Below are 23,019 nucleotides of genomic sequence, written 5' to 3'. Positions count from 1 at the left end.
TTCTATGCACAAACAGATTACTTTTTCTGTATAATACTATTATACACATTATTTAATATAATGGTATATTTATATAAATATAAATATTATTCTTTGAATGAAAAACTACCGAAATAAGATTCATTTCCGGTAGTTCCTCTCATAGTCATTGCGAATTATTTTTTACTATTAAAAAGACTGTTAAAGAAACCTTTTTTTTGACTCTGTTCCTCTTTCAGAAAAATCTCCTTCTGTTTTTTTAAGGTGGCCGTTAGTGTCTCTACAAGTTCTATATCATGCTCTTTTATTACTTCCGGCAAAGCTAAAAAGGTTGTACTTTTCTCTTGTTCTTGTTTAAATAAAATTTGTGTATTTTCAAACAACTGATTAATGCCCTTAATTTGGCCATCTTTAGACAAAAGCTGCTCATCTTTTACATTCAACTGGGAAATTAAGTAATCAATATTTGCTTTTAACGTTTCAATCATATCGTCTTTTAATAGTTCTATTTGTACAGTAGCTGCGGTTTCTTCCTCTGCTGTATTGTTCTGGTTATATTTAAGGCTCTGTTTTATACTTTCTAGTCCATCATCATCCACGTAGGCTTTTCCATTTTTTCTAATTATCAAAGGTTTAATTTCTTCTAATTTTAGTTTTGCATAAACCGTTACTTTACTTGTATTTAATTTTTTAGCTATTTTTGTTACATCATATAACATTATTAATCACTCCCATTATTTGTAAATTAATAATACATATTCTACAATAATCTCAAAATTCCTCTTAATTAAAGTTAAATAAATTTAATTAATTTCTTTTAAAATTTAGCTTTAATTTAATAAGCACTTTAAAATTATCAATAAAAAAATCACCAGCAGTTATGCCAGTGATCTCTCCTTATAAAGTTTCAAAAATTATAGATTTATTTTGGAGTGTTAATTTACTCATTTTAATTGTAATAATTGTTCCATCCAAAAGATTTATGTATTCACCATCTACTATATTTACACTTATCTCTCCCTGTTCCTTTCCTACATTAAAAACTCCAATAAGCTTTTTATTTTCAAGTGTGTAGGAGGCCAAAATAACATCTTTATCCTTATCCACATGAATTTCATAAAAACTCTTAGACATAATTTCATTCTTCTTTAGTTCTCCTAGATTTTTTAATAAATTAATAAAATCTTCATTTATTCCATTCCAGTTTATTTTATCAGTATCAAAAAGACTTGGCGTGTTTACTTCTTGTGCTTCCTGCCCTGCATATAACAGAGTACATCCCTTTTGAAAATATGAAAAGCTCGTCCAAATTTTTAGGCATTCTTCATCAGGAATAATTCCTTTGACTCTAGGCTGATCATGATTTTCTAGAAACCTAAGCTTAACATAGTTATTTGGATACATCGCCTCTTGGAAAGCAACTTTATCTATATATTCTTTTAATGAGCTCTCTCCACTAATATATCCTAAGTATTCCACATTTACGTCATAGTCATAGCACATATCAAAAGCCTGATATATTTCACTATCAGATAAACCAACAAAACCATTTTCTCTCATAGTAAGAAGAAAGCTTGGATGAACGCTCTCTGCTAACCACAGGGTATTTTCATTGATTTTCGCTACTTCACTCCTTGCCTTTAACCAAAACTCTAAAGGCACAAGCGGTGCCACATCACATCTAAAACCGTCAACTCCAAGTGTAGACCAATATTTAAGAGTTTCAATTTGATAATCCCAAAGTTCCATATTGTTATAATCAAGATCTACTACATCAGTCCAATCTCCGACTTTGTTTCCCATTTTTCCGTCTGGCTTTTTATAAAAGAACTCCTTATGATTTTCCACTAGCCAAGAATCTGGCGATGTATGATTGTACACTACATCAATCATACATTGCATTCCCAGTGAATGTATCTTACTTACTAACCTCTTAAAGTCTTCTAAAGTGCCATACTCGGGGTTTATATTCCTATAATTTTTTATTGCATAAGGACATCCAAGTTTACCTTTTTTATTTACAAGTCCAATAGGATGAATAGGCAAAAACCATATAATATCTGTACCCAAACTCTTTATTCTTTCTAAATCCTGTTCAACATCTATAAAGGTTCCATTAATTCCATGATTTCTAACAAAAACGGAGTACATTACCTTGTTTCTTAAAGACACATCTGTATTAATAGCCATAAAACACCTCAATCTATTTATTATTTTTTTATTTACATTTACCTATTATATCATAACACTTTTTTTCATATTTTGGTAATAATACAGCTTTTTATTGTAATTATTCAATATAACTGGTAAAATAAAAATATTAATTTAAAATTAAATAGTTCGGATGATTGTAGCAGGAGAGTATAGATTATATATACACCGAAGAAGTAAAACTTTCAGGTACCGCATGGAGATGACTGTTACAGGACGAGCCCTTGGAGAGACTCTAATAGAGCACCGAAGGAGAAAGTTAGTTTTCACTAATTAAATTAGTGAAAACTAATGAAACTCTCAGGTAAAAGGACAGGGGAATAATATTGATTTCAAGGGTCGGGTATTATTCTATTCGATTTTTTTTGTGTTTAAAAATATAGGAGGCTAAAAAAATGAAGGCTATATTAACTGTAATAGGAAAAGACAAAGTAGGTATTATTGCAAATGTAAGTACACTATTATTCGAAAAAAATGCTAATATCTTGGATATTAATCAAACTATTATGGATGATTTTTTCACAATGGTAATGCTTGTAGATTTAACTGAAATTAATCTTTCTTTAAAAGAACTAAACGAAATTTTAGAGAAAACAGGTAAGACTTTAAAGGTTTCAATAAAAATGCAACACGAGAGTGTATTTAATTCAATGCATCTTGTATAAGGGGGTAAAACATGAATATTAATCAAATAATGGAAACAGTAAAAATGTTAGATGATGAGAAGTTAGATATTAGAACGATTACTATGGGAATATCACTACTTGATTGTATTGATTCCGATGGTAAAAGGGCCAGACAAAAAATCTATGATAAGATTATGAAAACCGCTGGGAATCTAGTTAAAGTAGGCGAAGATTTAGAACTAGAATACGGTGTGCCTATAATTAACAAAAGAATTGCAGTGACTCCAATTTCTTTAATTGCCGGGGCATCAAATGACGAAAACTATGTAGAATATGCCGTAATGCTAGATAAAGTCGCAAAGGAACTAGGCGTAAACTTTATTGGTGGGTTTACTGCCTTAATTCATAAAGGATATACTACTGGAGATCATAGACTAATATCCTCTATACCTGAGGCTATGAGAGTCACTGAAAGAGTATGTTCATCTGTAAATGTTGGAAATTCCAAAGTTGGAATCAATATGGATGGAGTTCGCGAAATGGGTCAAATCATTAAGGAAACTGCTAGATTAACTGCAGACAGAGACGGTCTTGGTTGCGCAAAAATTGTGGTATTTACCAATGCCGTAGAGGATAACCCATTTATGGCAGGAGCTTTCCATGGAATTGGGGAACCTGAATGCACTTTAAATGTAGGCATAAGTGGCCCAGGAACCATCAAAACAGCATTAGAAAAAGTAAAGGGTGCAGATTTTGGAGTAGTAGCTGAAGAAATAAAGAAAACAACTTTTAAGATAACAAGAATGGGTCAATTAGTTGGTATGGAAGCTGCTAAGCGTTTAAATGTACCTTTTGGCATAGTAGATTTATCTCTGGCACCAACACCCGCTATAGGGGATAGCGTTGCTAGAATCCTTGAAGAAATAGGACTTGAAGTATGTGGTACTCATGGAACAACTTGTGCATTAGCAATGTTAAATGATGCTGTTAAAAAAGGTGGTATAATGGCTTCTGGTTATGTAGGAGGATTATGTGGTGCATTTATACCCGTCAGCGAAGATGAAGGAATGATAGAAGCCGTAGAAAAAGGAGCTTTAAACATTGAGAAACTTGAGGCCATGACTTGCGTATGTTCAGTAGGCTTAGATATGATTGCTATTCCTGGTGACACACCTGCAGAAACAATTTCAGCAATTATGGCTGATGAATGTGCAATTGGCATGATAAACAATAAAACTACTGCAACTAGACTTATACCTGCACCAGGCAAAAAAGTTGGAGACACCGTTCATTTTGGAGGGTTACTTGGACATGCACCTGTTATGAAGGTAAGTACTTTCTCCAGTGTAGACTTTATTAATAGAGGTGGAAGAATTCCAGCACCTATACATAGCTTTAAAAATTAATTTAAGTCAAAAAGGGTCCCATTAAGGGACCCTATACATATTTTTTCATATGCTTTAATGCATTTTTTTCAACTCTAGATACCTGTGCTTGGGATATACCTATTTCATCCGCTACCTCCATTTGTGTTCTTCCATTAAAGAACCTTAAATTTAAGATTAACTTTTCTCTGTCGTTAAGTTTTTTCATCCCCTCTTTAATTGATATGTTTTCAAGCCAACTATCATCTAAGTTCTTAGTGTCGCTTATTTGATCCATTACGTAAATTTCATCTCCACCATCATGGTAAATAGGTTGAAATAAAGATACAGGATCTTGGATAGCCGCTAAAGCAAATACCACGTCTTCTCGAGGGATTTCTAGCTCTTTTGCTATTTGAGCTACAGTCGGCTCTTTATTGTCTTGATTTACCAATCTGTCTCTAACTTGTAATGCTTTATATGCAGTATCCCTTAATGATCTACTAACTCTTATAGAGTTATTATCTCTTAAGTATCTTCTTATTTCACCAATAATCATAGGAACTGCATATGTTGAAAACCTAAGATTTAGACTTAAATCAAAGTTGTCAATAGATTTCATGAGACCAATACAACCTACTTGAAATAAATCATCCACGTTTTCTCCTCGGTTATTAAAGCGTTTTATAACACTTAAAACCAACCTTAAATTTCCTTCAATAAATTTTTCTCTACACTCATACTCGCCATTTTGTATCCTAAATAGTAACTCTTTCTTTTCTTTTTCTTTTAATACAGGCAATTTTGAAGTATTTACTCCACATATTTCTACTTTATTGAACATCATAAGGTCATCATTCCCTTCAGAGTAATTGCATTTAAATTATGTCCTTATAATTTAGTTTTTATACTAAAGACAACCTTACAACATTATTAATATTTTAATCTTAGAATATAAAATTAAAATAATGAAGCTCTGCAAAAATGCAGAGCCTCATTATTTATTGAAACTTAAGAAGTTGACTAGCTAATTTTATTTTTTAACCTTAACTTATCGGCGACCATAGCAATAAATTCTGAATTAGTCGGCCTTCCTTTTTCATTACGAATAGTGTAACCAAAAATTTTATTAATAGTATCTATCTGTCCCCTACTCCATGCAACATCTATTGCATGTCTCATTGCCCTTTCTACCCTACTAGAAGTGGTATTAAATTGTTTACCTATTGAAGGATACAATTCTTTTGTAACAGATGATAAAAGGTTAATATCATTCACCACCATATTTATTGCTTCCCTTAAATACATATAGCCTTTTATATGAGCCGGTATTCCAATTTCATGAATAATGTTAGTTATTTGAACTATCATTTGCTCCGGCCCCTCTTTATTTGTTTCACTTTCAGCATTATTGTGATAATTAAGTATTTTTTTTACATCATCATTATATATAGTTTTATTTACCATCTGTCTAATCCTATTAACAAACACTTTCATATCAAAAGGTTTTAAAACATAATAATCTGCCCCTAGTGAGATTGCTCTTTGGCTTATTTTGTCATTACCAACTGCCGATAAAATAATTATACGAGGTGCTGGATCTAAACCCATTTTATTTAATCTATTTAAAACTTCCAAACCATCAAGTTGTGGCATAATCATATCAAGTATCACCAAATCAGGTTTTTTTTCTTGAATCAGTTTTAGTGCATCTGCTCCATCCTCTGCGATACCAACAACAACCATATCATCTTGACTTGTTATATAATCGTTAAGCATGTCACGAAATCTTTTGTTGTCATCAGCAATGATTATGTTTATTTTGGGTTGTTCCATTTTATAATCTCCTTTATATTTTGGTTTAACTCACAATATTTACTTTATTCCACAAAAGATTGATAAATCCTTTTCTTATATACAAAAATCAAAGAATACCTTTAAATAAATAATATATTAATCCATTAAATATAACAATAAACTCCTAATTATTAGAATTCATCCTTTTTAGGTTGCTATAAATACCTGGCTTACGTTATTATGTATGTAAGTAAGTATATTATTGCGTGATATACAATAATATTAATATAGTGATAATATTTTAGATATTATTCCTAATACATTTCCAAATGTCAGGAGGAATTAGATGTTAGCATCTAAAGATAAAATTAAAGATATTCTGTTTGATTTAATTTCAATACAGAGCGATACAGGCACATCGCTTGAAATAGACATAGAAAAATATATTTATGACTGGTTACAAAAATTAGACTATTTTAAGCACAATGCAAATAATTTGGGGTACTATCCCCTTGTGGATGATTCATTAAAACGTTCTGTAGTGTGGGGACTTATTAAAGGAGAAGGTAAAAAAACTGTAATTCTTCTTACTCATCATGACGCTGTAGATTCTTATGATTATCATATTCTAAAAGATTATGCCTATGATCCTGAATTACTTAAAACAATGCTTAGAAATATTAATTTAGAAAAAGAAGTTTACGATGATTTAAATAGTGGAGAATGGATTTTCGCAAGAGGTGCTGCAGATATGAAAGCAGGTATTGCAATTCAAATGTCACTTATTGAGCAGTATTCAAAACAAGAAACTCTTAATGGTAATATTTTAATCATATCGGTTCCCGATGAGGAATCCTTATCCCTTGGAATGCGCAATTGCGCAAAACTATTGGAAACTATCAAAGATATTTATGATTTAGATTATACACTTTTGATTGATTCAGAGCCTCACCAAAAATCAGAGACTAATGAAGGTTTTTTTCATACGGGATCCGTTGGAAAATTAATGCCCGTGGTGTATGTAAGGGGTAAAAAAGCGCATATTGGTGATGTTTTCAAGGGATTTAATCCAATCCCTTTATTATCTCAAATTGTAAATGTAACAGAACTTAACACGGATTTCTCAGATGTTGTAGCAGATGAAGTGTCGCCGCCACCATCCTGGGGCTTTTTTAGAGATGAAAAAAAGCGTTATGATGCATCTATACCTGAAACATGCGGTGGATATTTTAGCATATTAACACTAAAGCGAACACCGAGGGTAATATTAGACCAATTACTAGAGCTTTCTAAAGATGCTTTTGAAAGTGTCTTATGCCAAATGAATAGAAACTACAGTATTTATCTAACTAAGAAAAATGAATCTCAACAGGAACTCCCTTGGAAAACAAATGTTAAAATTTTTGCGCAAATATATAAAGAAGCTATTTCCAATTTTGGAGATGAATTTCTCGAAGACTATCGTTTAACTCTTGATAAATTAGCAATGGATATAAAAAATGATATAATTAGTCTTCCCGAAAGCAATCTGGCCATAATTGGTAAAACATTGGAATATATTGAGGATAAAACGCCAATTGTAGTAATTGCATTTTCTCCACCTTATTACCCTCATGTATCTATTGATAATTTTTCGAATTTAGATAAAAGTATAACCGATATTGACAAAGTTATAATTAGAATTGCAGATGAATTGTGTAATGAAATTTACCGTAAGAAAAACTATTTTATGGGCCTTTCTGATATGAGTTATACCTCTCTTTCCGAAAGCCAAAATATAATACCACATGTAAAATCCAATATGCCTCTTTGGGGAACTATGTACGATATCCCCTTTGAAACAATATCACTATTAAACATTCCAAGTATAAATATAGGGCCCAGCGGAAAGGATTTGCATAAATTTACAGAACGAGTTTTAGAGAATGATGTGGTAAATCAGACTCCAAAATTAATAGCAGGCGTAATAGACCATATATTTAACAGTTAAATACCTCCATTTTTTTGTTGCATAAAAGGAACTACCAAATTTAGTAGTTCCCCTCACTTACTTTCATTAAATTTTTTTCAAATATACCTAGAGGCTATTTCTTTTCCAATCCACATTCTACCAAATACTTCATTACCTCAAATTCACTCATATTAGGATATGTTTCCTTTATACCCATTCTGATTACTCTAAAATAATTATCGGAAGGGTTTTTATAAGGTCTTATATTTTTATTGGTAACTGTAACAATTTCAATACCATTGTGCTCACCTAAGGAAAGAATCTGATTATACCAGTTCTCTTCACTTCCCTCTTGGCGTGCAATATCTTCAAATTGTTCCTCAGTGATAAGGTACATTCTACCTAAAGATTTTCCCCTACTATTAATATTTAAAAATGATACTCCACCATTTCCCCATGAAGCACTTTCATTTCCATAATACATTTTATAAGGAATAGTTATAGTTCTACTATCCTTTGGAAGTAATTTATTTCTACAACCGTCATAATTCACACCATTAAATTTACAAACTCCACCTTTGATATAAGATGTCAATCTTTCGTTAAGCATGTTAGATCCATAGCTTGCATACCAAACATAATCGTTTCTTTTTACTGACGTCTTAGTCTTACTTTCATAACTAGCTTCAACTTGTTTTGAAAGATCCTTGTTATACACATAAGTATATGCTTCTTGAACATCATCATTATTATTAAGGTTAACGACGCTAATTAATTTTCTCGCAAATAAATTTCCTTTTACTTCAAGCGAATCTAGCTTGTTTAGTGTATCGTTATCGATAACATAAATTTCACCTTTAACTTTATCAATTTCGTTATGCATTATTTGTGCATTATTGCCAAAATCATATAACTGAAAACCTTCAGCTACAAAATGGCCTGCAAATTTAGCTTCTGATAAAAATTTTTCATGATCACTGTACCCTTTCATAAGAGTTCCATAAACAAAAATCTTTATTCCTTTATTACCTTCAAATTTATCTAGCATAATATTATCCCTCCATATTTTTTTTTCTAAAGTGTTAGACAAATTATATATCATCACCCAACCTTATACAATACTTTTCAAAAAAAATCTCTAATAGTTTTTTTAGAGATTTTTTACACAACATTATATAAAAGGTATATAATGTACTTAGCTGCTAAAAACGAATCACCATCTATGCAGATGTGGCGGAATTGGCAGACGCACTAGAATCAGGGTCTAGCGCTTTACGGCATGCAGGTTCGATTCCTGTCATCTGCACCAGAAAAAACACTCATTTTGTGAGTGTTTTTTTATTATATGAAATTAACAACAGTGTTGTCACTCTTTTTATGCTATCTAAAATTAGCTATTCTTATTACGGGTCTTAACATCAAAAATTACCGCAATTACTAGCACTGCACCTCTAACAATGTACTGATAAGATATGCCTGTACCCATTAGGTTCATTCCACTTATAAGAGATGACATAACTAGTGCTCCTATTATAGATCCAGTAACTTTTCCCACACCACCATCCGCTGAAACTCCTCCAACATAGGCTGCAGCTATTGCATCTAGTTCGAATAGTGTTCCTGCTGTAGTCGATGCTGACTGCAGACGTGATGCAAATAAGATTCCGCATAGACCAATTAACATACCCATAGAAGCAAATACAATATAGGTTATCTTCTTTACATTTATACCACTAAGCTTTGCTGCCTCAATATTACCACCAACTGCATATATATGTCTTCCTAATACTGTTTGTGTTGTTATATAGTGATATATAGCAACCACTGCGATAACTATAACTACAGTCCATGAAAGTCCATTATAGCCTGCAAGAATCCATGTTATATACCCAATAATTACAGAAACAAATATGAGCTGAAAAACAAATACTTTCATGGATACAACGTCAAAATTGTATTTAATCTTATTTTTTCTTGTATTAAAAATACTCCATGCATATAAAATTATTGCCAAAATTCCTATTAGTATCGTTAATAAATGAATTCCCTGAACATGAGCTATATCGGGTATAAACCCATTTCCTATAGCATTAAAGGTTTTATTAGAAATAACAATTGTACCTGAGCTCTCAGTTAATAGAAGTAGTCCTCCTCTAAAAATCAGCATGCCTGCAAGGGTTGCCACAAAAGAAGGTATCCCCATTGTAGCTACCAAAAACCCATTAAAGAGTCCGATTAATATACCCACTGCCAAAACTATAATTATAGTTACAATGAAAGGAGCATTAAACCTTGTTAGAAGAATAGCTGCGATTGCTCCCATAAAACCTGATGCAAATCCTACTGACAAATCTATATGTTTTATTACAATAATTAAGGTCATACCTACTGCTAGTACTGCGATATAACCTGTTTGATTAATAAGATTACTAATATTTCTTGATGATATAAATAAGCCATTAGTAGTAATTGTAAATATAATCATTATAACTACTAATGCAATATACATTCCATATTCACGGATATTTTGTTTTATAAGTTGCTTGCCTTCTTTGAAAAATTCCATAACTATACCCCCTAATTAGCTGCTAGCTGCATTACTTTTTCTTGTGTTGCTTCTTTCTGCGACATCTCCCCAACAATTTCCCCGTCCGACATTACATATAATCTATCACTCATTCCTAGTATCTCAGGAAGTTCGGATGAAATCATAATAATGCTCATACCTTGTTCCACAAGCTTATTCATTAAAGTATATATTTCATATTTTGCTCCTACATCAATACCTCTGGTAGGTTCATCCAAAATCAATAAATTAGGCTTAACAAATAGCCACTTCCCAAGCGAAACCTTTTGCTGATTGCCACCACTTAAATTACCAACCCTTTGTGCTATACTATAAGCTCTAATATTCAAGGATGATTTATAGTAATTTGCTTCGTTTATTTCCTCATTTTTATTTATAACTCCCTTATTATTAGAAAGTTTTTTTAAATTTGCTAAAGTTATATTTTGTCTTATTTCATCCATAAGTATTAACCCATTTCCTTTTCTGTCCTCAGTAACATAGGCAATTCCCTCTTTTATAGCTTGACTAGGATTCTTAAAATTCACTTTTTTTCCCATAACATATAAATCACCATTTATATGATAACCTCTAGAATTCCCGAATACGCTAAGAGCAAACTCAGTACGTCCTGCCCCCATGAGGCCTGCTATACCTACTATTTCCCCTTTTTTAACATTTAAGTTTACATTATGGAGAATTTGTCTCCCTACCTTAGGATCATATGCACACCACTCTACTACCTCAAGAACTTTTTCTTCTGTTTTACTTGTCACTCTCTTAGGAAAGATATCCTCTATTTCACGGCCAACCATATGTTTAATTATTGTATATTCTGTCGCCTTATCTACACTAGTATCTAGTGAACAAACACTTTTTCCATCCCGTAGTACTGTAATAGTGTCTGCTATTGTTATAACTTCTTTTAATTTATGGGAGATTAAAATGCATGTTACTCCCTGCTGCTTCAGCTCTTTTATTAAAGTCATTAAATTTTCACTATCATTTTCATTTAGCGCAGCTGTAGGTTCATCCAATATTAAAAGGCTTACAGATTTACTTAGTGCCTTAGCTATTTCTACCAACTGTTGCTTACCAACACCCAAATCTTTTACTTTAATTGATGGATTAATATCAAGCTTTACTCTCTTTAGCATATTACTTGCTTGAACAATTGTCTCATTCCAATGGATATTAATTCCTTTTTTTATTTCATGACCCAAATATATATTCTCATAAACACTCATTTCAGGAATAAGGGCGAGTTCCTGATATATTGTTGCAATTCCAACTCTTTCACTGTCACTAATACAAGAAAATTTTTGCACACTACCATTAAATATTATATCTCCACTATATTGACCATGTGGATAAAGTCCGCTTAACACCTTCATTAGGGTTGATTTCCCAGAACCATTTTCCCCAATAAGACAATGAATTTCTCCTCTTTTTACACTAAAGGTGACATTATCTAAAGCCTTAACCCCTGGAAATATTTTGGTGATATCTTTCATCTCTAATATATAATCATTCATAGCTATATTCGCTCCTCATTAAGACATTCACTAAAATCCAATTTATATAAATAAATAGTGATAGCTAACTATCACTATTTATTTACTTTACCTATAGATACTAATATTTACTTGAGATTTGTAAAATCTGTTGCTGGATAGTATCCCGAATCTACTAAAGCAGGTTTTAGATTTTTACTATCTATTACTATTACCTCAGTTTGCTTAGCTTTAACATCAACTTTACCATTATTATATGATCCTGTTGTTGCTGGAGTTTTACCAGTCAATATTTCCACAGCCATTCCTATTGAATCATTAACTAAAGTACGTACATCTTTAAATACTGTCATTGATTGTTTTCCATCAATTATATACTGTATAGATGCTTTTTCAGCATCCTGGCCAGTTATTTGGTAGCTTGTTACTTTACTGTCTGCTTTGAAAGCGTCAGCGATTGCACGAGCTGTTCCATCATTTGGAGCTAATATAAATACATCACCCTTATCTGCATCTGCAGCAGCTGTTAAATGAGATTCTGACTTATTCTTAGCTTCATTAAAGTCCCAGTTTGTAGTAACCTGTCCAATTACCTTACTCATTTCATCACGTGTAAGTGTAGCTTTGTCTTTTACTGAAATAGCTTCACTTGAATTCTTTATTACAAAGGTTCCATCAGCTATTTTTGGCTGAAGTACTTTCCATGCACCTTCAAAGAATAAGAAAGCGTTATTGTCTGAAGCAGCTCCGGCATATAAGTACAATGGGTTACCAGTTCCTGTTGCCTTATCAACTAAGTATTGGCCTTGTGCACTACCAACTGCAATACTGTCAAATGTTACATAGTAATCAACTGCGTCTGTATCTGTGATTAATCTGTCATAAGAAATTACCTTAATATCTTCTTTTTTAGCAGCTTCAATTGCTCCTGCTGCTGCTGCACCATCTTGAGGGCAAATTATAAGTACTTTTATTCCCTTAGCAATTAAAGCGTCAACATTTTCTTTTTCCTTAGCAGATGTTCCCTGACTAAAAAGTATGTCTACAGAATAATCTGTATCCTTAAGGGCTTCCTTGAATCTGGCTTCATCTTGAACCCATCTTGGTTCATCCTTTGTTGGTAATACTATACCAATATCCACCGTTGTTTTTTTGCCGCAACCTACAAATCCTAAAACTGATAAAATCATAACTCCTGCAAGTATCATTGAAATAGATTTTTTCATTTTGTCCCCTCCTTAATTTATACTAAAAGTAAACTCTTGGACACATTGTCCTTATGTAAATTATGACATAAATTTTATCACTTGTCTCTGTATACGTTTACCCTGATTGGGTAAATTTTTACTATAGTTTTAAAAAATTTTACACACTAGTAATATTTTACGATAAAAAAATACAGCTTGTATGGGTACCCAAACAAACTGTAACAATAAACTACTTTCTATAAACGTCATCCTTCAGATGAAAGCCATCTCTAATTATGGTAATATCAATATTATTTTTCTTAACGGCAATTGGCTCTAATACATAATAAGGCACCATATATTTTCCGTTATAAATAGTTTCACTAGTGTTAAGTGGCTTTCTTTCCACCAATTTTACAGCCATTTCTACTGCCTTTTCTGCTAATTTTTCTATTGGCTTATAAATCGTCATGAATTGCGTTCCCTCTACAATCCTCTGACAAGCTCCAAGATCTGCATCTTGGCCAATTACAATTACCTTATCTGTAAGCCTATGCTCCGACAATGCTTCAATAGCACCTTCCGCCAAACTGTCATTTCCGGCTATAATCGCATTTATCTTTGTATCCTTCTGCACTGCCTTATCTACCACGGTAAATGCATATTCCTTTAGCCAATTAGGTGCCCATTCTTCACCTACAATATTTATTTTACCACCTGACACATAGGGTATTAAAATTTTATCATAACCCTCTTTAATCATAGTGGTATTATTATCATTTTTTGCACCATTTATTATAAGAAGATTCCCATGTTTTATTTTTTCAAGGAGTGCACTGCCCATTAGTTCTCCTACCTTTACGTTATCAAAAGTTATATAAAGATCCACATCTGCATCTAAAACAAGCCTATCATAGGAAATAACTGGTATTCCCTGCCTTTTCGCCAAATCAACTGCATCAGCAGATTTATAATAATCATTTGGCACAATTATAAGCACGTCAATTCCCTGTTCCAAAAGATATTTAACTTGTTTTAACTGATCTTGATCGTCATTATTTGCATTTTGAACAATAATTTCTGCATCCATTTCACGCGCCTTAGCCATTAAAATATCTCTATCCTTAACCCACCTTTCTTCTTTCAAAGTTCCAAGTGAAAATCCAATCTTTATTTTTCTTTTCAAAGGGGTAACTTGCTTGTCATTATTGTTTCCTATAAGTGTAGGCCTTTTTAAATCTCTAATAACATTAAAAACCAGTACACCTAATAAAAGAGTGAGCCCAGTAATTATAGCAATTTTTAACTTATTATTTTTAATCAATATAACCACTTCCCCCATTTATAAATGTTCGATATTCTGTGGGAGTCATTCCTGTAATCTTTTTAAAAGCTTTAGAGTAATAATTAGGATCATTATAACCATTTTTTAGGCATATTTCTTTTATACTTATATTTTCATTAGCTAGCAGTTTCATAGATTTATCTATCCTAAGCTCCGTAAGATAGTCTATAAAGCTTTTTCCTATCTCATCCTTAAATACTTTACTCAAATAGTTATAGCTAAGGTTTACACTTTTTGCCACATCATTTAAAGAAATATCATGATCATAGTTCTTATTGAGATATTCTAACACCGTTGGAATAACTCCATATATATCTCCTTTTCTTTGAATTTGTATTTCTTTAGCCAGCTCAGAAAGATATACTAAAAATTGAGTTCTAAGTTCACCTTTGTTATTAATTTTTATAATTCTCAAAATTAGCACTTTTTTAAGTTCATCCAATTTTTTTGATTTATAGGGTAAATTCTTATCTATTAAAAATAACAACTCCATAAGCTTAGATTTTATTCTATCAATATCCTCTCCATAAACATTGGTTAACCAAACATATATCTCTAGGAAGGGTTCCTTAGCCTCTTTAATATTAGCAGTCAGCATACTATTTGAAAAAGCACTCTCCTTATGAAATGGATATGTATCAAAAATGTTGTCTGATAGAATAACATCTTCGTAATAGGTAACCGCCTTACTTTGAGCTTTACTGGCTGCTAGATAAGCCTCATTACAAGATTTTCCGAAACTTTCTGCTTTGTATCTTCTTCCTATGCCTATTTGATATTTCAAATCTGATAATCCTTTGATTTTTTCTATTACTCTTTTTGCAATATCTATGGACCTTTCTTTTGTTATAGCGCTTTCCTCTTCCCCATTTGTGGGAATAAATACTATTATTCTATCAGCCATAGGATTTCCTATTAGGCAGGCACATAGTGATTTTAATTTCATATTAAAAACATCATAGAAGTTTTGTTTTACAAAATCCAGCTTTAAACTATTTTCTTTCCTTTTAGAATTAAGCCCTTCTAATAAAACTGCCATGGCATAACCATATTTTAAATTCATAGAAAATATATTTTCATAAAATTCTATATCTGTAGATAGTCCAATATTAAATGATTTATTAATAATAAATTGTGCCTCTAAGGATGGAATAATACTATTCATTTTTTCCTTTAGTTCAATCTCTCTAATTAAATTTCCCCTTTTTTTGTCAATGTTAACTTTTATATTATTAAGACACTCTATTAATTTCTTTTTATTAATAGGTTTTAATAGATATTCAAAAACGCCCATATTTAGTGCCTCTTTTGCATAATCAAAGTAATCATAAGCAGTAATTATCACAAAAAAAGTATCATTATTAACTTTTTTAATCTGTCTTATTGCCTCCATGCCATCAATTCCTGGCATATGAATGTCCATAAAAACAATATCTGGTTTCAGGCTTATAGCATATTCAATAGCTTCACGTCCTGTGCTTGCCGTAGCTACAACATCAACATCTTTTACATTTTTAGAAACAATCATTTTGATTGAATCTAATACAAGATACTCATCATCAGCGATTAAAAGTTTTAACATGCCATCCACACCTTTCTAAGGAATATATACCCGCGGGATTGTTAGGGTTACTTTTGTACCATACCCAATTTTGCTCTCTATGCTTATTAATTTCTCATTATCTTCAATATTAAATAGAATTTGAAGTCTTTGTAGTACATTGTTTATACCTATACCAGTAAACTGCTTTTGTGAGGTTCCATTCTCTTGGCATGAGCCTACAATAGCATTTATACTATTTGAATCCATCCCTTTACCATTGTCTATTACCTCAATTAAAATATTATCCTCGGAAGATTTAACATTTAGGCGTATTTCACCATTTCTTTCTAAATCCTGAAGACCATGAATGTAGGCATTTTCTACAATTGGTTGTATAATTATCCTGGGTATCCTTATATCTAATGCAGCCTCATCAATATTATTATAAAAAGAAATTCTACTTCCAAAACGTATTTTAAGTACCTGCATATAGTTCTTCACATACTCTATCTCATCACGAAGTGGAACAAGATCCTCAATATTCTTTAAATTATATCTAAATAATTGTGCGATATTCTCCATAAACTCAGATGACTTGTCTGCTCCCTCTATTAACGCAAGTTGTGAGGCTGCATTTAATGTATTAAATAGAAAATGGGGGTTAATCTGAGACTGTAAAAATTTTAATTCTGCTTCCTTAAGCAGTGTTTTCATTTTTAGATTTTGATATTCCTGTTCTTTAAGCTTCTTTTCAACCTCCGCATGCTCTCTTAATTCATCAATATAATTTCTTATGCTTTTTACCATTTTTATAAATGCACTGGCAAGAATATCAGTTTCATCTCCGGTATGTGTTTGTGTTAATTCGATATCAAAATTCCCTTCTGCTATTTTTTCTGCGGAACGTGACAACTGTTCTATGGGTTTTGTCAAACTATAGGTAGAAAATACCGCAATAATGATGTTTGCAATAATGGCACCTATTATAACCAGTACATTGACATAGCTTATAAAGTTCATATTCTTATTTATTATTTCATACTTTTCTGATCCACTTTTTAATTTTATATCTAAAAGCTTGGTATTATACATCTTAATGTAACTACTAATCTCGCTCGCCCTCTGAAAATAGGTAATATACTTGCTACTTATTCTACCACGTTTTGCTTGCACTGCATTATCGCTCTCCACCATTAACTCATCCAACATATTTCCAATATCCTTAAGGAACAGATTCTCATCATCATCATCATACTCTATGGTGACAGGTATCTGCCTTCTTATAACCTTAAGCTTGTTATAATAGTTATAATAACTAAGTAAATCTTCAGAAGATGTAGTTGTCAGATATTTTTCAAGCTCAGTCATCATTAGGTCCACATCATTTTTTAACTCATTAAGATATACGTAATCAGTAATTATACTATTTGTATTTTTTAAAATCACCCTTGCATTATAATAAGAAAATATACTTGTAACCCCTAGTAAGGCTATAGTTATGAGAAAGTACACAATCAGTTTTTTTCTAATCCCAAAAAAATTAAATATATGATGTTTCATATTTTAACCACCTAATCTTAGTACTCGTCCTTAGTTTTTTCACTCTATGGTTTGGGTTTATATTGATCTAGGTTGTTCTTTGTAATTACTTCTATTTCTGTATCAATAATTGTAGAAATTGGTTTGTCTTCTTTTATATCTACCATAGCCTTAAGCCCATCATATCCCATTTTATAAGCATTACTGGCAACAGTGCCATAAATGATGCCCTTCTCTATATACCTAAGTATCCGCTCAGAGCTGCCGTACCCTACCAATATAATGTTTCCTACCTTATTTCTATCAACTATGAATTGAGCTGCTCCCATGGTATCTGCTGAACTCACTGTAAATATAGCGTTTACCTTGTCCTCAGAGTCAACTATTTTTTGAGTAATTTCCTCTGCACTTAAAACACCTATTTTAGAGCTGTAGTTTTTAATTATTTTTATATTAGGATATTCCTTTAACGTACTTATAAAACCACTCATCTTCAAATTCTGCTCTACCGAGTCCTGGTTTGTGTCCTCACTTGAGATAACAGCAATATTGGCTTTGCCGCCTGTTGCTTCTATTAACATCTTAGCTGCTTCACTCCCAATAATAAAACTATTTATACCTACAAATGTCTGTCGTTTGCTTTTACTGTCATCGTTTTCAAAAGTTATAACAGGTATCTTACTGTTATAGGCATTATCAATAGCCTTCGTAAACTCTCCCGCACTGGATACGTGGGTAATTATCCCATCAACTTTTGATAATGTTGCAATATCAATATGTTTTAACTCCTCATTAGGGTCATTAAACCGAGGTGCATAAAATTCTACTGCAACATTATTATCCTTAGCGGATTTCTGGACTCCTCTTATTACTTCAGTCCAAAATGGATCCACAGAATTTTGAGCAATAAAATAAAAATGATATTTCGGTTTAATTAGAGGTTGAATAATCTCCTCTTTACGAAGCCAGAAGAGAATTAGGCTTGTAAAAGCGATCAACACAATTAGGATGAAAACGGCATATTTATATAACAATCCAAATAATTTCTTAAATATTCTCATTCATATCTTGTCCTTCAACTAAGTATTTTCACTTTTTATAATATAAGGTTTTATTTGTATTACTAATAAATTATCTAATAATAGCTTATTTTATCTTTAGTCAAAATTATACCATTAGTTTTAATAACTGTAAAACAATATTATTAACTCTACAATATTTTTTTGCATATGAAAAGCTCAACAAACTGTTTTACTAGTATGTATAAATATGTTAATATTAGTTCATATAAATAATAAACTTTAAAAAGTAAATTCAATAAACCATATAAACGCATAATAAGGAGTGTTCTCTTGATTAAACTTAAAAACAATAACCATAGAAAAATCCCACTTTTAGATAAAATAGGCTATGGGTCGGGAAACTTCAGTACAGGTATTTCTAGTCAAGTTATAGGTACCTATTTAGTTTTCTACTGTACAGCTATTCTTAATATCCCTGGTAGCTTAGTCGGTTTAGCTCTAAGTCTAAGTATAATTTGGGATGCCATCACTGACCCTTTAATGGGGTATATTTCAGATATGACCAAATCTAAAATTTTCGGCAGACGACATCAATATTTGCTTATAGGCGGTATAGGTCTAGGAATATTCAATTATCTTTTATGGAATATAAGCTCTGGATTATCAGATTATCTAAAGTTTGCTGTTATATTCTTTTTAATTTTAATAATTAAAACTTTCAGCACAATATATGTAACTCCTTATACTGCACTTGGTGCTGAATTATCTAATGATTACAATGAACGAACTAGCATCCAAGGTTTTAAAACTATTTTCTTTCTTCTTGGGCTAGCTTTTGTATCGGTTTTTGGAATGTTTGTTTTTTTTCGTCCTACTCCACAGTTTCCTTCTGGGCAACTAAACCCTAGTTCCTATAGTTCTATGGGGATTTTTTCTTCAATCCTAATTATTATTTTCGCCTTAGTTTGTTTTTACTCTACAAAAAAATATATTCCTGTTCTAAATGAGCATGCTTATAAAGGAACAAGCGATGGAAAACTAAAAACCCTACTATCAGCCTTTAAGGAAATTCTTCTTAACAAAAGCTTTAGATATGTGGCACTTGCCTATATGTTTAATAACATAGCTTCAGCCCTAGTTGCAAATACTGGATTACATGTGTTTACCTACACATTTTCCCTAAGTAGTCAGCAGATTGCCCTAATCGTTGGAATACAGCTACTTGTTTCCATATTATCTCAACCCATATGGGCCTTAGCTGCTAAAAAATTCGATAAGAAACCTTCAATGATTTTAGGAATTATAATTTGCATTATAAGTAGTTTGCTTTTTCTTGTATTAGTGTTTATGAAGAGCCATATAATGGGTAATGCATTTTACTTCATTCCCTTTTCAATACTTGCAGGATTTGGTACAGGCGGACTATTTACTCTCCCTTTTTCAATGGTTGCAGATGTCATTGATTTAGATGAACTTAATACTGGAAAAAGAACAGAAGGGAGCTATTACGGTTGCCTTACATTGTTTTATAAACTTTCTCAATCTGTAACCCTATTACTTATAGGTTTTGTATTAGATTTAGTTAAATTCAATGCCAAGCTACCCATTCAAAATGAAAGTACTGTGGTTATTCTTGGCTTAATGCTAAGCATAGGCTCAGGCTTAAGCTTTATCGCAGCACTAGTAAGTATTTCGGGCTATACTCTTAATAGATCCACCATTGAAAATATTCAAAAGGAGATTGCTAAAAGGTCGTCAACATAAATAATTTATATGTAATTATACTAAATTCTTTTTTCATTTTTATTTGGTAATTCATTTAAGATATTGTATAATTAATGTAAAATAAGCATTTTATTTTTTGTTTTAAAAATTAAAAAGAAAGGTAGGTGAAAAACCTGCACTGTGGTCAATCATTATCATGATGCCACCATTCTATTTAACGAATAGGGTGCTAAAATTGTCTTGTTGTAATTTTAGGTAGCAGGCGTTACTTTGATAATAATTTTACTAGGAGCCCCTGGAGCTGGAAAAGGTACTCAAGCAAAGCTGATTTGTGAGAAATACAACATAACCCATCTATCAACTGGAGATATTTTCAGAATGAACATTTTAAACAAAACTCCACTTGGTATAGAAGCAAAAAAATATATAGATAGAGGTCAGTTAGTGCCTGATGAATTAACCATTCAAGTTATAAAAGATAGACTAATAAAGGATGATTGCAACGACGGCTTTCTATTAGATGGATTTCCTAGGACTGTTTTTCAAGCAGAAGAACTTGGTAAATTTCTGCAAAGTATTAATAGCAACTTAGATTTTGTACTTCTAATCGATGTTCCTAACGAATTTATAATTGAAAGAAATATAGGAAGAAGGATATGTGCTTCTTGTGGAGCAAGTTATCATATAAAGTTTAATCCACCAAAACAATTAGGTAGCTGTGACTTTTGTGGAGGTAGATTGATTCAAAGAAATGATGATAATGAAAAGACTGTTAAAGAAAGACTTATTGTTTATACTAATCAAACTCATCCTCTAATAGATTACTATAAAACAAATCTCTCTTTATCTATAGTTGATGGTAGGGATGATATACTTACAGTATCAAAAAATATTCACTCGATACTAGATAACTAGTTGGACTATTTTGATAATTACCTTGAACTTCGATTAATTGTTTAATCCAAAAAAATTATTATACTTTTCGAATTCAGCAAGAGTTTTATCAACTGCTTTTATACGCTGCTCTAAACTACCTCGGAGTATAATATACGGTATTCTACGTTCATGTAAATCCGCGATAATTTGCTTATGAAATACTTTGCGTTTCTGATCCCCACTTCTATCCCAAGTGTCATCATATGGAATATCATCATCACATAGAAAAAATATATCATAACGTTGTGCATTTTCTAGTGCAAGCTTTGTAAGGAGTTTTGGAGCTGTGCCATGATAATCAATGGCATACATATACGTAGTTATTGCGTTGGTATCTACAAAAAAATATTTATTAGCTTCTAATATAGCTTCATCTTCACGCTTCATATGACCTTTGGCAATTTCATCAAAGGATTCAAAATCAATACGTCTATCTACTTGATGTTCAGTCCAATAATCTCTTCCATATTCATTTGCATAGGTGGTTTTATACTTTTTTGCTAAGGCTTCAGTTATAGTTGACTTACCAGTTGACATAGCCCCAACAAAAACTATTTTAGTAATTAAATCACTATAAACAACATCACTTATAAATTCTCGATACTTAAATGGGTTTTCTCTTATCATTGATGCAGAAATAGGTACAATTTTACGTGCTTCATCTATTCTTCTATCTATAGAACCAAGCGCCTTGCTTACATGTTCACCATAAAACTCGCTTGAATAAAAATGAGTTACTACCCTTCCATTAAGCACACTTAAAATATATTGTTCCTGTGAAATCTCAAAGTCCCTATCACTTGAATATCCGTCTGGACCATCCCAACATTCAATAATAGTAACACTGGGATATAGTCTTTTAATCCAACTTGACCTTACACTCAAAGGTATCTTTGTTACCGGTGTGTCATAAATAAGTATAATTAGCTCGTCCATTTCTTCTAAAGCAGTATCAATCATAAACTTATGGCCGCTATGCAATGGTGCAAATTTTCCAAGTGTTAATCCGATTTTTTTCATATAGAAATCGTCTCCTCCTTTTGCATTACTCCTTTATTCCAATTATAGTAGCCATAAATTGCATTTACAAGATATGCACTCCACATTACAATCATCATAGCTCCTTCCGGACTTCCACTTATTGTTCTGAGACTCCACATAATTATAGTAAAAACATTTAAAACAATATATAGTAACCACTGCTCCTTAAATCGGTATACCATTAAGAATGTTGCTACAATGGATAGCACGTTTGTTATTGCATCAACATAAGGAGTATTTTGACCATTGACTAATGACAAAACGAAACCTAATCCAATGCTACCAAGTACACATATAGTAATTGTCAATATTTTATTGTTTTTCTGTAAACCTCGCATTTCTACAATATTTCCGCTCAAACTCTTTTTCCACATAATATATCCAATAATATTCATTGGTAGAAAAAAGAGAATATTTAATCCCACTTCACCATATAACCCATTATTATAAGCTAAATAAGCATACCCAAAAGTATTATACATCCCAAAATAATATGTCCATATATTACCCTTTGCTGCAAGAACCACACACAATACACCTGTTATAAATACAGAGAATCCAAACAAGGTATCCTTCCATACAATTGTTAATAAAATTGCAACCAGCGAAAACATTAATAACCAAATAATCTCATATAATTTCCAGTTCTTTATTTTCACATTCATACTCCTTT

The 23,019-nt window shown here is 31.8% G+C and carries 19 protein-coding genes, 1 tRNA gene and 1 riboswitch; of the genes, 6 read left to right on the top strand and 14 right to left on the bottom strand.

Features of this window, described 5'->3' with window-relative positions:
- Nucleotides 1–155: 155 nt before the first annotated feature.
- Nucleotides 156–698, bottom strand: coding sequence for a hypothetical protein (locus ACREWB_RS02000; protein ID WP_431545811.1), 543 nt, complete (start codon nucleotides 696–698; stop codon nucleotides 156–158).
- A 178-nt stretch (nucleotides 699–876) separates the two neighbouring features.
- Nucleotides 877–2,169 carry an alpha-amylase family glycosyl hydrolase gene (locus ACREWB_RS01995; protein WP_431545810.1) on the bottom strand — a complete coding sequence of 431 codons (1,293 nt, stop codon included), beginning with the start codon at nucleotides 2,167–2,169 and terminating at the stop codon, nucleotides 877–879.
- A gap of 235 nt (nucleotides 2,170–2,404) precedes the next feature.
- A riboswitch (glycine riboswitch) is annotated at nucleotides 2,405–2,516 on the top strand.
- A gap of 69 nt (nucleotides 2,517–2,585) precedes the next feature.
- Here ACREWB_RS01995 and ACREWB_RS01990 point away from each other — a divergent pair.
- Together ACREWB_RS01990 and ACREWB_RS01985 are read left to right on the top strand one after the other, a co-directional pair.
- On the top strand, nucleotides 2,586–2,855 hold the full coding sequence (locus tag ACREWB_RS01990) for an ACT domain-containing protein (RefSeq protein ID WP_431545809.1): 270 nt from the start codon (nucleotides 2,586–2,588) through the stop codon (nucleotides 2,853–2,855).
- Nucleotides 2,856–2,866: 11 nt separating this feature from the next.
- Nucleotides 2,867–4,222: a PFL family protein gene (locus tag ACREWB_RS01985; RefSeq protein ID WP_431545808.1), complete on the top strand. Its 1,356-nt coding sequence runs from the start codon at nucleotides 2,867–2,869 to the stop codon at nucleotides 4,220–4,222.
- Nucleotides 4,223–4,253: 31 nt separating this feature from the next.
- Here ACREWB_RS01985 and sigG read toward each other — a convergent pair whose 3' ends face one another.
- Together sigG and spo0A are read right to left on the bottom strand one after the other, a co-directional pair.
- Entirely contained in the window at nucleotides 4,254–5,027 is a 774-nt protein-coding gene (gene sigG / locus ACREWB_RS01980; RefSeq protein WP_431545807.1) for an RNA polymerase sporulation sigma factor SigG, read from the bottom strand.
- 176 nt (nucleotides 5,028–5,203) lie between these two features.
- Complete coding sequence (gene spo0A, locus ACREWB_RS01975) at nucleotides 5,204–6,016, bottom strand: sporulation transcription factor Spo0A (RefSeq protein WP_431545806.1); 813 nt, start codon at nucleotides 6,014–6,016, stop codon at nucleotides 5,204–5,206.
- 307 nt (nucleotides 6,017–6,323) lie between these two features.
- On the opposite strand from spo0A, the gene ACREWB_RS01970 reads away from it, so the two are divergent.
- Nucleotides 6,324–7,967 carry a M20/M25/M40 family metallo-hydrolase gene (locus ACREWB_RS01970; protein WP_431545805.1) on the top strand — a complete coding sequence of 548 codons (1,644 nt, stop codon included), beginning with the start codon at nucleotides 6,324–6,326 and terminating at the stop codon, nucleotides 7,965–7,967.
- Nucleotides 7,968–8,061: 94 nt separating this feature from the next.
- Here the strand turns inward: ACREWB_RS01970 and ACREWB_RS01965 are convergent, their stop codons facing one another.
- Nucleotides 8,062–8,976, bottom strand: a complete 915-nt coding sequence (locus ACREWB_RS01965; protein WP_431545804.1) for a gamma-glutamylcyclotransferase family protein — start codon at nucleotides 8,974–8,976, stop codon at nucleotides 8,062–8,064.
- Nucleotides 8,977–9,152: 176 nt separating this feature from the next.
- Here ACREWB_RS01965 and ACREWB_RS01960 point away from each other — a divergent pair.
- Nucleotides 9,153–9,237 (top strand) — tRNA-Leu (locus ACREWB_RS01960).
- Between the two features lie 81 nt (nucleotides 9,238–9,318).
- On the opposite strand, the gene ACREWB_RS01955 is transcribed toward ACREWB_RS01960, so the two are convergent.
- From ACREWB_RS01955 to ACREWB_RS01925, 7 genes are all read right to left on the bottom strand, one after another.
- Entirely contained in the window at nucleotides 9,319–10,494 is a 1,176-nt protein-coding gene (locus ACREWB_RS01955; RefSeq protein WP_431545803.1) for a sugar ABC transporter permease, read from the bottom strand.
- Nucleotides 10,495–10,505: 11 nt separating this feature from the next.
- Nucleotides 10,506–12,029, bottom strand: coding sequence for an ATP-binding cassette domain-containing protein (locus ACREWB_RS01950; protein WP_431545802.1), 1,524 nt, complete (start codon nucleotides 12,027–12,029; stop codon nucleotides 10,506–10,508).
- 107 nt (nucleotides 12,030–12,136) lie between these two features.
- Complete coding sequence (locus tag ACREWB_RS01945) at nucleotides 12,137–13,234, bottom strand: sugar ABC transporter substrate-binding protein (RefSeq protein ID WP_431545801.1); 1,098 nt, start codon at nucleotides 13,232–13,234, stop codon at nucleotides 12,137–12,139.
- A 211-nt stretch (nucleotides 13,235–13,445) separates the two neighbouring features.
- Complete coding sequence (locus ACREWB_RS01940; protein ID WP_431545800.1) at nucleotides 13,446–14,519, bottom strand: sugar ABC transporter substrate-binding protein; 1,074 nt, start codon at nucleotides 14,517–14,519, stop codon at nucleotides 13,446–13,448.
- Nucleotides 14,512–16,122, bottom strand: a complete 1,611-nt coding sequence (locus ACREWB_RS01935; protein ID WP_431545799.1) for a response regulator transcription factor — start codon at nucleotides 16,120–16,122, stop codon at nucleotides 14,512–14,514. The genes ACREWB_RS01940 and ACREWB_RS01935 overlap by 8 nt, the downstream gene beginning before the upstream one ends.
- 15 nt (nucleotides 16,123–16,137) lie before the next feature.
- The gene (locus ACREWB_RS01930) at nucleotides 16,138–17,643 is read right to left on the bottom strand and encodes a sensor histidine kinase (protein WP_431545798.1); all 1,506 of its coding nucleotides are present in this window, start codon (nucleotides 17,641–17,643) and stop codon (nucleotides 16,138–16,140) included.
- 44 nt (nucleotides 17,644–17,687) lie between these two features.
- Nucleotides 17,688–18,683 carry a substrate-binding domain-containing protein gene (locus tag ACREWB_RS01925; RefSeq protein WP_431545797.1) on the bottom strand — a complete coding sequence of 332 codons (996 nt, stop codon included), beginning with the start codon at nucleotides 18,681–18,683 and terminating at the stop codon, nucleotides 17,688–17,690.
- Nucleotides 18,684–18,974: 291 nt separating this feature from the next.
- On the opposite strand from ACREWB_RS01925, the gene ACREWB_RS01920 reads away from it, so the two are divergent.
- Together ACREWB_RS01920 and ACREWB_RS01915 are read left to right on the top strand one after the other, a co-directional pair.
- A complete protein-coding gene (locus ACREWB_RS01920; protein ID WP_431545796.1) occupies nucleotides 18,975–20,408 on the top strand; it encodes an MFS transporter in 1,434 nt (477 codons plus the stop codon).
- A gap of 231 nt (nucleotides 20,409–20,639) precedes the next feature.
- Nucleotides 20,640–21,284, top strand: coding sequence for an adenylate kinase (locus ACREWB_RS01915; protein WP_431545795.1), 645 nt, complete (start codon nucleotides 20,640–20,642; stop codon nucleotides 21,282–21,284).
- A 33-nt stretch (nucleotides 21,285–21,317) separates the two neighbouring features.
- Here the strand turns inward: ACREWB_RS01915 and ACREWB_RS01910 are convergent, their stop codons facing one another.
- On the bottom strand, nucleotides 21,318–22,325 hold the full coding sequence (locus ACREWB_RS01910; protein ID WP_431545794.1) for an AAA family ATPase: 1,008 nt from the start codon (nucleotides 22,323–22,325) through the stop codon (nucleotides 21,318–21,320).
- Nucleotides 22,322–23,005 carry a nicotinamide riboside transporter PnuC gene (gene pnuC, locus ACREWB_RS01905; RefSeq protein WP_431545793.1) on the bottom strand — a complete coding sequence of 228 codons (684 nt, stop codon included), beginning with the start codon at nucleotides 23,003–23,005 and terminating at the stop codon, nucleotides 22,322–22,324. Before pnuC ends, ACREWB_RS01910 begins: the two co-directional genes overlap by 4 nt.
- Between the last annotated feature and the right edge of the window lie 14 nt (nucleotides 23,006–23,019).

It is taken from the genome of Clostridium sp. (genome assembly GCF_050717635.1).
Taxonomy (GTDB): Bacteria; Bacillota; Clostridia; order Clostridiales; family Clostridiaceae; genus Clostridium_AD.
The sequence above is the reverse complement of the archived record's forward strand: the minus strand, read 5'-3'. Positions and strand labels throughout refer to the sequence as shown.

Bases quoted from the DNA above. Each gene is read 5' to 3' on its own strand.
- ACREWB_RS01990 (WP_431545809.1), top strand. From the start codon at position 2,586: ATGAAGGCTATATTAACTGTAATAGGAAAAGACAAAGTAGGTATTATT.
- ACREWB_RS01935 (WP_431545799.1), bottom strand. From the start codon at position 16,122: ATGTTAAAACTTTTAATCGCTGATGATGAGTATCTTGTATTAGATTCA.
- ACREWB_RS01945 (WP_431545801.1), bottom strand. From the start codon at position 13,234: ATGAAAAAATCTATTTCAATGATACTTGCAGGAGTTATGATTTTATCA.
- ACREWB_RS01925 (WP_431545797.1), bottom strand. From the start codon at position 18,683: ATGAGAATATTTAAGAAATTATTTGGATTGTTATATAAATATGCCGTT.
- ACREWB_RS01995 (WP_431545810.1), bottom strand. From the start codon at position 2,169: ATGGCTATTAATACAGATGTGTCTTTAAGAAACAAGGTAATGTACTCC.
- sigG (WP_431545807.1), bottom strand. From the start codon at position 5,027: ATGATGTTCAATAAAGTAGAAATATGTGGAGTAAATACTTCAAAATTG.
- ACREWB_RS01930 (WP_431545798.1), bottom strand. From the start codon at position 17,643: ATGAAACATCATATATTTAATTTTTTTGGGATTAGAAAAAAACTGATT.
- ACREWB_RS01970 (WP_431545805.1), top strand. From the start codon at position 6,324: ATGTTAGCATCTAAAGATAAAATTAAAGATATTCTGTTTGATTTAATT.
- ACREWB_RS01955 (WP_431545803.1), bottom strand. From the start codon at position 10,494: ATGGAATTTTTCAAAGAAGGCAAGCAACTTATAAAACAAAATATCCGT.
- spo0A (WP_431545806.1), bottom strand. From the start codon at position 6,016: ATGGAACAACCCAAAATAAACATAATCATTGCTGATGACAACAAAAGA.
- ACREWB_RS01950 (WP_431545802.1), bottom strand. From the start codon at position 12,029: ATGAATGATTATATATTAGAGATGAAAGATATCACCAAAATATTTCCA.
- ACREWB_RS01985 (WP_431545808.1), top strand. From the start codon at position 2,867: ATGAATATTAATCAAATAATGGAAACAGTAAAAATGTTAGATGATGAG.
- ACREWB_RS02000 (WP_431545811.1), bottom strand. From the start codon at position 698: ATGTTATATGATGTAACAAAAATAGCTAAAAAATTAAATACAAGTAAA.
- ACREWB_RS01910 (WP_431545794.1), bottom strand. From the start codon at position 22,325: ATGAAAAAAATCGGATTAACACTTGGAAAATTTGCACCATTGCATAGC.
- ACREWB_RS01965 (WP_431545804.1), bottom strand. From the start codon at position 8,976: ATGCTAGATAAATTTGAAGGTAATAAAGGAATAAAGATTTTTGTTTAT.